We start from the raw sequence: 13,299 nt of genomic DNA, 5'->3' as shown, positions 1-13,299 counted from the left end.
AGGCAGGCATGACAAAACAACTTTTTGATCGAATGATTTTTGGTGGAGATTATAATCCGGGCCAATGGCCGCGTGAGGTTTGGGATGAAGATATGCGCATGTTTAAAAAAGCGCATATTAATTCAGCGACTGTAAACGTCTTTTCTTGGGCGAAATTACAACCTTCTGAAGCAGTGTATGACTTTTCAGAGTTAGATGACATAATGGCAATGCTTGAAAAAGAGAATTATGATATTGTCTTAGGTACATCCACAGCAGCTATGCCTGCTTGGATGTCCCGTAAATATCCAGATGTGAACCGGACCGATTTCTATGGGCGCGAGCATAAGTATGGTCATCGTCACAATCATTGCCCGAACAGTCCAACCTTTCAGAAATATGCGGAGCGTTTAGTCTCCAAAATTGCTGAACGTTACGGCGATAGCCCACACCTTAAAGTGTGGCACATCTCCAACGAATACAATACAGAATGTTACTGTGATAACTGTGCCAAAGAGTTCCGTGTCTGGTTACAGGAAAAATACGAGACAATTGAAGCAGTCAATGAAGCTTGGAACATGGATTTCTGGAGTCATACCTTATACGACTTTGACGACATCGTGCCACCGAACTATTTAGGTGACGGCATTAGTGATACCATGACTGCCTTTGCGGGGCTTGCGGTTGACTATAAACGCTTCCAATCCGATAGTTTACTCAATAACTTTATTATGGAACGTGAAGCCATCCGTCGCTATGACAAAGAAACACCTGTCACGACGAACATGATGGGCGCTTATAAAGGCTTAGATTATTTCAAATGGGCGAAAGAAATGGACATTGTATCTTGGGATAGTTACCCAAGCTATGAACCAGACTGGGCGCATGTGTCGATGATGCATGATTTGATGCGTGGTGTTAAAGACGGCCAAAGCTTTATGTTAATGGAACAAACACCTAGTCAACAAAACTGGCAACCTTATAACTCGCTGAAAGCCCCTGGCCGTATGCGTGTGCAAAGTTACCATACGATTGCCCATGGTGCCGATTCGGTTCAATACTTCCAACTGCGTCGTTCAAAAGGTGGCTGTGAGAAATTCCACGGTGCTGTCATTGAACACGTTGGTCATGAAGACACACGAGTCTTTCGTGAAGTGGCTCAATTAGGGCAGGAATTGGAAGCTTTAGGCGACCAATTAATCGGTGCGCGTTCAGACTCTAAAGTCGGTATTTTATTCGACTGGGATAACTACTGGGCATTTGAATTTACCAGTGGACCCAACGTTGACTTATACTATGTTAATCAAGTCCAACACTACTATAACGCCTTGTATAAAAAACAAGTCCAAGTCGACATCCTCCATATGGATTCAGACTTCTCTAACTATGACGTGATTCTAGCGCCGGTTTTATACATGGTCAAAGAAGGCGTTGCTGAAAAATTAGAAAAATTTGTTGAAGCAGGCGGTAGTTTCCTGACAACATTCATGAGTGGAATCGTTGATCAAAGCGACAACGTGCACTTAGGTGGCTACCCAGGACCGCTACGAAAATTGCTTGGCCTATGGGTAGAAGAAATTGATGCGTTAGCACCTAATGCAGCCAATGCGATTACGAGTGCCTCTGACGCGATCCAGTCAGCCGACTACAAAGGTAGCCTCGTCAGCGACCTGATTCACCTTGAAGGTGCTGAAAGTCTAGCGAACTATGATAGCAATTGGTATGCCGGCATGCCAGCAGTTACAAAACATCATTTTGGTAAAGGGACTGCCTACTATATCGGCACCCAGGCAGATGACGATTTAACGGCACACGTCGTTCAATTATTATTAAATGACCAAAACATTGCGACATTAGAAGATGTACCAGAAGGTGTTGAAGTGACGGCTCGCCGCAAAGATGGCACAGAGTTTGTCTTTATCATGAATCACAATGACACAGCCATCAGCACAAACTTAGCCTATGAAGGTTACACAGACCTATTGACAGGCGAACAGTTAACAAACGATTTAGAATTAAAAGGCTTCGATGTAAAAATCGCTGTCAAAGACAAGTAATTCCCGGTCTCATTAGGCCACTAAATATTTTTGCGAATACACACACACAGCAAATACCCGCTACAGCTTTCTCCCCAAGGAAGCTGTAGCGGGTATTTTGTGGTCTTTCTGTCTTTTTAATGGTGGCCAAGCAAAGGAAACGCGAAAGCTAGCGGACTATTTTGCCTGTGGCTTACTTAGGAATTTGGTCTTTGGTTAAGTCATTATGGAAGACTTTGCCGCTGCGCTCGTATAAAACGTCCTTGACGCCGAGGCGGTGGTTGGCCAGGCGGGCCAGGGCGAAAAAGTAATCCGAGAGGCGGTTGAGAAATTTCTGGCAGGCAGGGTTGATGGCCTGCTTTTGCTGCAGCGTCACGGTGCAACGCTCAGCGCGTCGAGTGACAGTGCGGGCCAAATGAATCAGGGCCGCCAGCGAACTTCCGCCGGGCAAAATGAATGATTCGATAACCGGTGGGATGTCGCTGTAAGCATCAATGCGACTTTCGAGCCAAGTCACGTGCTCACTCGTCATGCGAAAAGGGTAGCGCTCAGAAGCTCCAGGCGTCGCCAAATCATTGCCGCAGTCAAACAGATATTGTTGGATCGCCATAATTTCAGTCTGCAGCTCCGGCCACAGATCGCCGTGAGCAGCCACCATGCCGAGAATACTGTTCAATTCGTCGACCGTCCCATAGGCTTCGACTTGCGCACTGTTTTTATGGACAGATTTTCCGCCAATAATTCGGGTCGTTCCATGATCACCCGTTCGTGTGTAAAGTTGCATCATTCTTCCTCCTTGCTTTGCTATAAAAAAAGCTAGACCACTTTGAAAAGGGTCTAGCGAGAGTTTACTTAGTTGACTCTACAGGCCACAACGTAACTGAGCGTTACAATTGATACATGTGTTACAGCCGCCGATATCTTCTACGACACCTTGGCGACAGATAGGACACGTATCGCCCACTTCTGAACCGTAAACCACGTCATCTGTATGACCTTTAGTTAAGTAATGTTCTGTTTCAGCTAATTGAACTAATTGACGCAATTCGTTTTTATCATCGACAATGCGCGTTTCTTCCATTTCGAATAATTCGATGTGATCCACTTCGTTTTCTTCCGCGGCTAGAGTGAGGACTTGTGAGTCACGGGAACCGTCCACATAAACCGTTCCACCTTTAGCGCCACCTTTATAAAGTCTTTCGTATACTTTCTCAACTTGAGAAACAGTATAACCTTTAGGCGCATTAACCGTTTTAGAAATCGAGCTATCCACCCAATATTGAATGGTGGTTTGTGTATCAACGTGAGCTTCGGGAGCTAATTCCATCGCTGAAATGAAGTACTCCGGTAAATTGTTTTCATCCACTTCAGGATGAGCAGTTAAATATTCAGAAACGATATCCGCATTCACTTCAATGAATTTACCTAGACGACCACTTCTGAAATATTTAAAGGCAAAATAGGGCTCTAAACCAGTCGCTACGCCGACCATTGTTCCTGTACTACCTGTTGGCGCAACAGTCAGTAAATGAGAGTTACGGATACCATGTGCTAAGATCCCTTCACGGATGTGAGCAGGCATTTTTTGCATGTAGCCAGTTTCAACGAAGCGTTGACGTAATGCTTGTGTTTCTTGGTCGGTTTCACCAATTAAGAATGGGAAGCTGCCTTTTTCTTTGGCTAATTCAATCGATGTTTCGTAAGCTGTAATGGCCATAGTCTCAAAGACGTCGTTAACGATTTGGTTACCTTCTTTTGAACCGTATAGGCTCTGTGTATAGATCAATAAGTCAGCCAAGCCCATCACGCCTAAACCAATACGACGTTCACCTAGCGCTTGTTTTTGGTTAGCTTCTAAGAAGTAAGGCGTCGCATCGATGACGTTATCTTGCATACGCACACCAACACGAACGGTTTCTTTTAATTTCTCAAAATCTACCGTGTGATTTTCTTTATCGGCCATGTTGGCCAAGTTGACAGCTGCTAAGTTACACACAGAATAAGGTGCTAAAGGTTGTTCCCCGCAAGGATTTGTTGCGACAACTTTTTGACCGTATGCTTTAGCATTGGTGTCTTTGTTGGCATTATCAATAAAGAAGATACCAGGTTCAGCTGAGTAAGTCGCACAAATATTGATTAACTTCCATAATTCACGGGCACGAATTGTACGGTAAGTTTTAACCGCGTAACCGTCTGTTTCCCATTCACGTACGTCACCAACCACTGGCCAGTCCGTGTTATAAGCTGACATTTCTTCCTTAGAGTAGTTTTCAACATCTGGGAATCTTAATTGCCAGTCAGCATCTTCTTCGATGGCTCGCATGAAGTCATCCGTTAAAGTCACTGAAATATTCGCTCCAGTCAAGAAGTCTGGATTATGGACGCTATAAGTTCCGCCATCGCGAATTTTAGCTTCGGCTTCCGTAATGTTGCTTTCAGTGAAACCACCACGACCTGGGAAGTTTTTATAACGTACAATATTTTCAAACATTTCAATTTCTGACATTGAGAAAGGTGAGAATTTTAACTTTTCTTCTGCCAGGCGTTGAATTTGTTCGTCTTTGGATTGTTCAATCAAGTAACGTAACACTCGAGGATTTTGCATTTTTGAGATAATAAATTCAATAATATCTGGATGCCAATCCGCTAGCATAATCATTTGGGCACCGCGACGGCTACCACCTTGCTCAACCAAGTGCGTTAATTGCGCGATATCATCCAACCATGAAACTGAACCAGAAGATTTACCATTAACCCCACGAGCTAATGTATTACGTGGACGTAAAGTTGAACCGTTGGTTCCCACACCACCACCACGCGACATAATTTCCATCACCTCTTTACGGTGATCTGAAATCCCCTCACGCGAGTCAGGCACAAAAGGCATCACATAACAATTAAAGTAAGTCACATCTGTTTCCGAACCAGCTCCATATAAGACACGACCAGCTGGCACAAAGTTCATGCTCATTAATTGCTCGTAAAACTTAGTAAAAGATGTCTCACGGTCTGCTTGGGTTGTTTCTGTCGCTGCTAAACCACGGGCATTTCTTTTAGCGATTTGTTCATAATAAACTTCTAAAGGCTTATCCAAAGTGTCAATATGACGGGTCACAAGACCGCTTTCTTTTTCTTGTGTCTCTTCTAAAGAACCACGGTATTCTTCTTCTAACCAAATCACTGCTTCATTGCGTTCGAAATTTAACTGTTGAACAATCCCAATCCCGCGTGCAGGATATTTAGGATCTGCTTTAACCGTTAACACAACTAAATCGCCAGGAGCTAAAGTAGTTTTGGCCGAATCTTTAAAGGCGTAACGATCGAGCATCACCATACGCGAAACACCTTTATGCGTAATTTGCATGTCATCGGTCATCGGAAAAATCTGAGGAAACTGTTCAATATCTTTGTTTAATTGAGCTTGATCCCACTCAATGTATTTTTTAATTTCTGTAGCCATCCTATCATTACCCCTTTATTTACTGAAATATCAACTTTAAGTCAACATCGTGTATTCTTATAGATGAATTGCCATATATTGTGTTAAAAGAAAAGAACCACCACAATATATGGTGGTTCATTTGTCATCTAGTTTAAACTAAATCAATCTGATTAGCTAGTCTAACACACAATTTATACAATTTCTTAACTATTAAAAGTTTAGAAAAACAAACACATACTCTAGTTGCTTAAGAAATCGTCTGTCTTATAATGACTTAACTTAATTAGTCTAACATCGAAACTATTAACTTACTAGGGGGAAAATTGGGTAAATAAAAGACCCGTGTAAATGTTCGATGCCATCACTGAAACAGTGAGTTTTCAGGCGTCTTACATTTGCACGGGTTGGAATAAAAATTAAGTTAACCTATGTAATATTAAGAGAAGAACTCTTTAATATCTTCAGAAACAACCACTTCACCAGCTGTTTTCTCTAAAATTTCTTCCACAGTTACGCCAGGAGCGTGTTCTGTTAAGTAGAATTTACCGTCTTTGATTTCAAAAACTGCTAATTCAGTGATCACCATGTCAACTGCATTGGCTGCAGATAATGGTAAAGTACACTCAGTTAATAATTTAGAGTTACCTTTTTTATCAGTATGTTGAATTGAAGCAATAACTTTTTTAGCGCCAACTAATAAATCCATCGCGCCACCCATACCTGGAGCCATTACACCTGGAACCATCCAGTTAGCAATGTTACCAGCTTGGTCTACTTCTAATGCACCTAAAACAGTGACATCAACGTGTCCACCACGAATAATTGCAAATGAAGTTTGTAAATCAAATGTTGAAGCACCAGGTAATAAAGTGATTGGTGCGCCCCCTGAGTTACCATAGTCTGGTGTTAATGTGTCTTTTGTTGGTGTAGCACCAAAACGAAGCGCACCATTCTCTGCTTGTAAAATAACGTTTACGCCGTCAGGAATATAATTTGCTGAAGCGTTAGGGATACCAAAACCTAAGTTAACGATATCTCCATCTTTAAATTCTTGTCCAATACGACGAGCAATCAATTCTTTTGGATTCATTATTATGCTTCTCCTCTCAACATATTGTTTCTACCCCATAATTCACGGTAGTAGTCGTAACGTTCTTCTTCAGTTTGACCTTGAATAATATAGTCTACTAAGATACCAGGAACTGTTACATCCGTTGGTGCGATGTCGCCAACTTCAATAATCTCATCAACTTCCGCAATAACAATCTTAGAAGCTAAAGCTAATTCAACAGAAATTGATTTAGCCGTACCAAAACTATATAAGTTACCATATTTGTCCGCTTTATTTGCTTTAATAAAGGCAACATCTAGGTTAACGGGATCATAGATTAAGTATTCTTGACCATTACGTACAATTTTGTCTTGCTTTTCTTCTTGTAATGTACCGATACCAACTGGAGTGACAACGGCACCAAGACCTGCGCCACCTGCACGAATCATTTCAACAACAGTTCCCATTGGAACGTAATCTACTTCGATTTCACCCGCTAAAAATTGCTTGTTGAACGCTTTTGACGTTCCAGTATGAGCGCCGACAAATTTTTTGATTTGACGGTTTTCCGCTAATTTACCCACATCGTGCTCTTCACCTGGATAACCAGTTACTGGTTGTACTAAAGTTAATTCGTTAGTTCCGGCTTCTACTAAGCCATTAATTAATTCAATCGGTGTCGATACACCTAAGAAACCTGAAGTACCTAAAGAATCACCTTGTTTAACTTTAGCTACGGCTTCTTGGACAGTAATAATCTCTGCCATGAGTTTTCCCCCTTATAAAAAGTTTATATTTGGCCTTTAAATAAAATGACGCATAACGTCAGCGCTTACAATAAACATTCTATGTTGAAACATAAAAATCTGCCACCATCGAAAATTAAAGCGTACTATAAGCTATTCTTATAACCTTTCGAACAAAATAAACCCAGCAATCAAACGGTTCTGATAATGTTGGTCAAAAGACTTCTCAAAAGCGATCCTTTATTGTATAATAGTCAAAGAAAGTCAATGTTAGTGAAAAAGGAGGGGTAACTTTGTCGCAACGTAACATGTCGGACATTATCGAAGCGTATCTAAAAGGTTTTTTACGTAATAATGAGCAATTAGAAATAAAACGCAGCGATGTAGCCGAACGCTTTGACTGCGTCCCTTCACAAATCAATTATGTCATTAATACGCGCTTTACCCAAGAACATGGTTACATGGTCGAAAGTAAACGTGGTGGTGGAGGCTACATTCGCATATTTAAAATTCGTGTCGTGGATGAAGTGGATCACATTGACCAAATGATTGAATTAATTGGTAGCCAAATCAATCAACGAAATGGCATCAATTTGGTTGAGACGTTGATAGATTCTGGTATAATTACTCAACGTGAAGGTACCTTGATTTTATCGGTCATAGAAAAATCAGTATTGCACAGTATCTCAAGCCAAGAACAATCTGCCAGAGCCATGTTGCTCAAAACTTTCTTAGTACAACTAAGATATACAATAAAGTAAGAGGTGAAATGAATGTTTGAAGAACTATTTACAGAGAGTGCCCGTCAAGTCATGATATACGCAGCTGAACAAGCGTATTATTTAAGACATCAAGCGGTAGGCACAGAACATATTCTTTTAGGACTAGCCCGTGAAGAACAAGGAATTGCTGGAAAAGCTTTACGCGAGGTGGGTGCCGACTATCAATCACTATTGATGGAGCTTGAAATAATTCATGGCAAAGTCGTGAATCCGCGCGTCGAAGGCGAAATCGTCATTCCTTATTCACCTAGATCTAAAAAGATTATTATGAATGCATCTAATGACGCCAAACGTCTAGGTGCACCAAAAGTTGGCACAGAACATCTACTATTAGGTATGTTAAAAGAAGAAATTTTAGCAACAGTCTTATTGAAAAATTTAGGCATTAATATAAATGAATTACGCAAAAAAATCTATGAATTAATTGGTATTAATGGCAATAACGAGCGTGCTCAAATGGGTAACAAACGTGGCAATGGCCGCCAAAGAGGTCAACAAGCCGAAACAAGCCAAACACCAACATTAGATTCTGTTGCGCGCGACTTAACACAACTCGCTCGTGATGGCAAACTCGATCCAGTTATTGGTCGTAAAAAAGAAATCCGTCGTATCATCCAAATCATTAGCCGTCGTTCGAAAAACAACCCAGTCCTCGTAGGAGAACCTGGTGTTGGTAAAACAGCGATTGCTGAAGGCTTAGCCCAAAGAATGATTGACGGCGAAGTACCAGAAGATATCGCAAGCAAACGCTTGATGATGTTAGATATGGCATCTTTAGTCGCAGGTACGAAATATCGCGGTGAGTTCGAAGAACGTATGAAGAAGATTATTGAAGAAATTGCAGCCGATGGCCAAGTGATTCTCTTCATTGATGAATTACACACATTAATCGGCGCAGGTGGTGCAGAAGGTGCAATCGATGCATCTAACATCTTGAAACCTGCACTAGCACGTGGAGAAATCCAAACAGTGGGTGCAACAACTTTAGATGAGTACCAAAAGTACATTGAAAAAGATGCTGCTTTAGAACGTCGTTTCTCAAAAGTTCAAATCGATGAACCAACACAAGTCGAATCTATTCAAATTATTGAAGGTCTGAAAAGCAAGTACGAAGATCACCATAAAGTTGAAATTACAGACGAAGCAGTTCAAGCAGCCGTGAAATTAAGTGCACGTTACTTAACAGAGCGTCGTTTACCAGACAAGGCCGTTGATTTAATTGATGAAGCAGCAGCAAAAGTGCGTATCGACGAGTCGATCGTATTATCGTCAGTTGCCAACCTTGAACGTCAATTAGTCGAAGTATCTAAGAAAAAAGAAAAAGCAATTCTTGATCGTAATTTTGAACAAGCAGCTGAATTACGTCAAGAAGAACAAGCAATCGAAACTAATATTCAAAAAGCGACCGAGCAAGAAAAAGACGGTGAATTAGTGAAACATTTAGTGGTGAATGCAAATCACGTGGCAGAAGTCATTGCTTTATCAACAGGTATTCCAGTTAACCAAATGGAATTGGCTGAATCCCAACGATTAGTCCATCTAGAAGCTGAACTACATGAAAGTGTAATCGGCCAAGATAAAGCTGTTCAAGCTGTCGCTCGCGCGATTCGTCGTGCACGAAGTGGTTTGAAGAGTCCCAAACGTCCAATCGGTTCATTCTTATTCCTGGGGCCGACAGGTGTGGGTAAAACGGAATTAGCGAAGACACTTGCTCATTCAATGTTTGGTAGCGAAGATAACATGATTCGTGTTGATATGTCAGAGTACATGGAAAAACACAGTGTTTCTCGCTTGGTAGGTTCACCTCCAGGTTACGTCGGCTATGACGAAGCGGGGCAATTGACTGAGAAAGTTCGTCAAAAACCATACAGCGTCATTCTATTAGATGAGGTTGAAAAAGCCCATCCGGATGTTTTTAATATTTTGTTACAAGTATTTGATGACGGTCATTTAACAGACGGTAAAGGACGTCGCGTAGACTTCCGTAACACAATCATAATTATGACATCAAACTTAGGAGCAACCGCCTTACGTGACGAGAAGTCAGTTGGTTTCGGTGCAGTCTCTTATAAAGATGATCATGATGCAATGGAAAAACGAATCCTTGAAGAAGTGAAACGTGCTTTCCGACCAGAGTTTTTAAACCGTATCGACGAGACAGTTGTCTTCCATGCGTTGACGAAAGAAGAAATTCGCGAAATCGTCAAACTTCAAGCGCAAGAAATTATTCACCGCTTGAATGAGCTTGAAATTGAAGCGCGCGTAACGGATACTGCCGTAGATATTATCGCAGAAGCGGGTTACGATCCAGAATATGGAGCGCGTCCAATCCGCCGTGCCATCCAAAAACAAATTGAAGATGAGCTGAGCGAAATGATGCTGCGAGGCGACATTGAGCTAGGTGATAGTATCACCATCGGTGGCCGTTCAGGTAACATTAATATCAATAATCGTTCGAAACAAAGTTCTAAATAATTAATCTAAACATCAAAGCTTCCTCAAGGCGAATGGTCTTAGAGGGAGTTTTTGTATAGAAACGCAAGAAAAGAGTAAGTGTTTTAAATAGAGGTCTGATAGGGTGTGTGTTATAATTTAATTATAGAAAAATTTAATTTTTTGAAAGTAGGAGGAACAAAGATGAATAGAAAAGGATATATTGCGACGGTTTTACTAGGATCAGCTGCTACAGTGGCTGGTTTAGCGGCTTTTGTTTATATGAATGATTCAGCTCGTGAAAAAGTTGAAGGCATCATCAATCGTGAAAAAGCAAAATCATTTGTAAAACATACTTTAAACGGATCAGATGCCCTTGTTTCAGCTGTTGATAATTTGGATGATGCAGAAATCAACACTTTAATGAAGTTTGCGAATCAAGCAGGCAGCTTAAAGGATAAAACAGGCGATGCGTTTAGTGAAATTATTGATCGTGCGAAAAAGGTAACTTCGGACGCGACATCAAAAGTTTCAGATTACTTCGACTAAGCAAATAGAAAAAGAACCGTGACTAGCGCTGACTAATTAGCGCTAGTCACGGTTTTTTGTGTACCTATAAAGTCTGAAAATTCTCTCATATCATGACGAGTCGAGCGACGGATTCTGGAATATGTCTCACATCCTTGTTACTTTCGCGATGATGTGACGCACACAAGAAGGGAAACAAAAGCTATTCTCACACAGCCCTTGCAAAGCTCACACACACCTACATTCAATACATCTTTCTATATACAAGCCACAAAAACAAAAGGTGTCGCTCATCGCGATTTGCGACGATTAAAAATTAAAGCACAGAGATCTTTTATAATCGTCAGGAATGCGAGTGACTGACACCTTATTGTATTTAATTGAGTGCCAAGTAGCAGATAATTAAGTCAGGCAAATGTTGTAAGTTAAAACCAGTCTCTTTAGTAAACTTGTTCATGCGGTAGGTCAAGGTGTTGCGATGAACGAATAAAGCGTCCGCAGCTTGCGTTAAGTTTCCGCGACGCTCGAATAAAGTCCGGATTGTCGCCTCGTATTCAGAATTAGTTAAAATTTGTTGACGTAAATTCGATAGGATTGGCTGTTGAAGCGTTGCTTCATGGCCAATATAAGTTAAGAGACTATCGGATAAAAATTGGATATGATTAAAAACTTCCGACTGAAGCGCCTTATCAAACAAGGCTTGCTCATTTTCATATAACGTTGGCAAGGCCTGTGATACAGTATGAATTTGACCAATAATCCCTCTTGTGGATAACTCAAAATCATCATCTAATGTATTCACGAGGCCCGTGATTTGCGTCATAGCATCGTTTTCTAACTTATCTGAGTCTAGAATGACTAACATGCGTCTTTCGTTCAGCTGAATAACTGTTACGACAGCATCAATTGCATTCGTCAAGGTTTCTCGCCACATCGCATAATCAAACGCATCGGGGCGTTTATAATAATCAAACTGAAGCATCCGAATATGTTCCACACCCGTCGGCATATTCGGATGCTTATGAACTAAAAATTGATACCAACTTTCTTCCAAGTGGGTGGTCAGAAAGTTAGGACTCGCATCGATCGTTTTTTGAGAAAAAATCTTTAACAATTGGAGTTGAGAAGCGTCTAAATCACGAAGAGGAATATAAAGACTGTCCTCATCACAAAGAAAGTGAAAATACTCATCACTATTCGGCACTTTTTTTGGCTTATGCAAACTATTTGGATAGATATTTTTTAATGAATCAATCATATATGTTGTCCTTTCGAGAAACTAAGGTCTTGTCTCTACTAGTTTAACATTTACACTGAAGGCTCGACAAGCATTCCAAGCATCAGACATGCTACAATAAGTGTAAAGAGATCAAATATTTAGAAAAAATAGGTGAGTGAATGATAACAGCGGAAGAATTAAGCGAAAAGGACAGACTGGAACATGAGCGGTGGATGCGTGCCGCCCTGGATGAAGCGGTAATGGCAGGGGAGAAAGGCGAGGTGCCAATCGGGGCAGTCATTGTCAAAGACGGCGAAATCATCGCCAGAGCCCATAACTTACGCGAGCTGAGCCATAGTGCGGTCGGACATGCCGAGATCCTTGCGATTCAAGAGGCCAACCAAGCGCTGAATGCTTGGCGACTGGAAGAAGCGACCCTCTATGTGACGCTCGAGCCATGCCCAATGTGTTCCGGTGCGTTGATTATGTCGCGTGTTGAGCGTGTCGTATATGGGGCGCCGGACCTTAAAGCGGGTTGTGCCGGCACTTTGATGAATTTATTGGCAGACGAACGTTTTAATCACCAACCGGAAGTAGTGGAAGGGATTTTGCGCGAGGAGTGTGGGCAGTTATTAACAACGTTCTTCCAATCGCTGCGCAAACGCAACAAAGAACGCAAACAGTTGAAGAAAGAAGCGGCTGACGAAGCCTAAAAAGACTTGTGCTGTGCATAAGTCTGTGATTTAGTGGATAACTTTTACTTAAATGACTGCTTAATAAAAGTTGCGCACAGATGTTCTGTTCATAAGTGCATGTTTATGCACAGTTTGTGCATGGAACTCAAGGCGAAACAGGGGAAATTGCTAGTTGGTGGCTTTCAACAAGTGGATAACGATTGTTTGGAAACAAATACTCCCCTCATAAATCTATGTTTTACAAATAAATTTTACTGTGCTATAATACTAATTGGCAATGGTTGAGTCACGAATCGAGTCAGGACCGGAAGGTAGCAGCTATAAGTGACGATACCATGTGCCATTTTTTTTACTTAACATTAAACATAACGCGACGATCTACGCTTTC

10 protein-coding genes and 1 other RNA gene are annotated in these 13,299 nt (G+C 41.4%); 6 read left to right on the top strand and 5 right to left on the bottom strand.

The window, feature by feature from the left end; all coding sequences use genetic code 11:
• The first annotated feature begins 8 nt into the window (after positions 1-8).
• On the top strand, positions 9-2,036 hold the full coding sequence (locus ACTQ5J_RS06225) for a beta-galactosidase (protein ID WP_441751528.1): 2,028 nt from the start codon (positions 9-11) through the stop codon (positions 2,034-2,036).
• Between the two features lie 172 nt (positions 2,037-2,208).
• On the opposite strand, the gene ACTQ5J_RS06220 is transcribed toward ACTQ5J_RS06225, so the two are convergent.
• The 4 genes from ACTQ5J_RS06220 to ACTQ5J_RS06205 all read right to left on the bottom strand — a co-directional run bounded on the left by ACTQ5J_RS06220 (position 2,209) and on the right by ACTQ5J_RS06205 (position 7,275).
• Positions 2,209-2,799, bottom strand: a complete 591-nt coding sequence (locus ACTQ5J_RS06220; RefSeq protein WP_441751526.1) for a cob(I)yrinic acid a,c-diamide adenosyltransferase — start codon at positions 2,797-2,799, stop codon at positions 2,209-2,211.
• A gap of 78 nt (positions 2,800-2,877) precedes the next feature.
• The gene (locus tag ACTQ5J_RS06215) at positions 2,878-5,475 is read right to left on the bottom strand and encodes a vitamin B12-dependent ribonucleotide reductase (RefSeq protein WP_441751524.1); all 2,598 of its coding nucleotides are present in this window, start codon (positions 5,473-5,475) and stop codon (positions 2,878-2,880) included.
• A gap of 418 nt (positions 5,476-5,893) precedes the next feature.
• Complete coding sequence (locus ACTQ5J_RS06210) at positions 5,894-6,547, bottom strand: 3-oxoacid CoA-transferase subunit B (RefSeq protein ID WP_441751522.1); 654 nt, start codon at positions 6,545-6,547, stop codon at positions 5,894-5,896.
• Positions 6,548-6,549: 2 nt separating this feature from the next.
• Positions 6,550-7,275 carry a CoA transferase subunit A gene (locus ACTQ5J_RS06205; RefSeq protein WP_441751520.1) on the bottom strand — a complete coding sequence of 242 codons (726 nt, stop codon included), beginning with the start codon at positions 7,273-7,275 and terminating at the stop codon, positions 6,550-6,552.
• 272 nt (positions 7,276-7,547) lie between these two features.
• On the opposite strand from ACTQ5J_RS06205, the gene ACTQ5J_RS06200 reads away from it, so the two are divergent.
• The 3 genes from ACTQ5J_RS06200 to ACTQ5J_RS06190 all read left to right on the top strand — a co-directional run bounded on the left by ACTQ5J_RS06200 (position 7,548) and on the right by ACTQ5J_RS06190 (position 11,018).
• Entirely contained in the window at positions 7,548-8,015 is a 468-nt protein-coding gene (locus ACTQ5J_RS06200) for a CtsR family transcriptional regulator (RefSeq protein ID WP_441751518.1), read from the top strand.
• A gap of 12 nt (positions 8,016-8,027) precedes the next feature.
• A complete protein-coding gene (locus tag ACTQ5J_RS06195; RefSeq protein WP_441751516.1) occupies positions 8,028-10,511 on the top strand; it encodes an ATP-dependent Clp protease ATP-binding subunit in 2,484 nt (827 codons plus the stop codon).
• Positions 10,512-10,673: 162 nt separating this feature from the next.
• The gene (locus ACTQ5J_RS06190) at positions 10,674-11,018 is read left to right on the top strand and encodes a hypothetical protein (RefSeq protein WP_441751514.1); all 345 of its coding nucleotides are present in this window, start codon (positions 10,674-10,676) and stop codon (positions 11,016-11,018) included.
• A gap of 355 nt (positions 11,019-11,373) precedes the next feature.
• Here the strand turns inward: ACTQ5J_RS06190 and ACTQ5J_RS06185 are convergent, their stop codons facing one another.
• Complete coding sequence (locus ACTQ5J_RS06185) at positions 11,374-12,255, bottom strand: PucR family transcriptional regulator (protein WP_441751512.1); 882 nt, start codon at positions 12,253-12,255, stop codon at positions 11,374-11,376.
• A gap of 140 nt (positions 12,256-12,395) precedes the next feature.
• Between ACTQ5J_RS06185 and tadA the strand changes: the two genes are divergently transcribed.
• Together tadA and ffs are read left to right on the top strand one after the other, a co-directional pair.
• On the top strand, positions 12,396-12,929 hold the full coding sequence (gene tadA, locus ACTQ5J_RS06180) for a tRNA adenosine(34) deaminase TadA (protein ID WP_441751510.1): 534 nt from the start codon (positions 12,396-12,398) through the stop codon (positions 12,927-12,929).
• A 248-nt stretch (positions 12,930-13,177) separates the two neighbouring features.
• An RNA gene (gene ffs / locus ACTQ5J_RS06175) (signal recognition particle sRNA small type) lies at positions 13,178-13,263 on the top strand.
• Positions 13,264-13,299 lie beyond the last annotated feature (36 nt).

The organism is Fundicoccus sp. Sow4_F4, from assembly GCF_052116145.1.
Lineage (GTDB): Bacteria > Bacillota > Bacilli > Lactobacillales > Aerococcaceae > Fundicoccus.
Note: the sequence above shows the minus strand (reverse complement) of the source record. Positions and strands in the feature narration are given on the sequence as shown.

Excerpts from the sequence above, each read along its gene's own strand:
- ACTQ5J_RS06210 (WP_441751522.1), bottom strand. The coding sequence starts at position 6,547 with ATGAATCCAAAAGAATTGATTGCTCGTCGTATTGGACAAGAATTTAAA.
- ACTQ5J_RS06190 (WP_441751514.1), top strand. The coding sequence starts at position 10,674 with ATGAATAGAAAAGGATATATTGCGACGGTTTTACTAGGATCAGCTGCT.
- ACTQ5J_RS06195 (WP_441751516.1), top strand. The coding sequence starts at position 8,028 with ATGTTTGAAGAACTATTTACAGAGAGTGCCCGTCAAGTCATGATATAC.
- ACTQ5J_RS06185 (WP_441751512.1), bottom strand. The coding sequence starts at position 12,255 with ATGATTGATTCATTAAAAAATATCTATCCAAATAGTTTGCATAAGCCA.
- ACTQ5J_RS06225 (WP_441751528.1), top strand. The coding sequence starts at position 9 with ATGACAAAACAACTTTTTGATCGAATGATTTTTGGTGGAGATTATAAT.
- ACTQ5J_RS06220 (WP_441751526.1), bottom strand. The coding sequence starts at position 2,799 with ATGCAACTTTACACACGAACGGGTGATCATGGAACGACCCGAATTATT.
- tadA (WP_441751510.1), top strand. The coding sequence starts at position 12,396 with ATGATAACAGCGGAAGAATTAAGCGAAAAGGACAGACTGGAACATGAG.
- ACTQ5J_RS06205 (WP_441751520.1), bottom strand. The coding sequence starts at position 7,275 with ATGGCAGAGATTATTACTGTCCAAGAAGCCGTAGCTAAAGTTAAACAA.
- ACTQ5J_RS06215 (WP_441751524.1), bottom strand. The coding sequence starts at position 5,475 with ATGGCTACAGAAATTAAAAAATACATTGAGTGGGATCAAGCTCAATTA.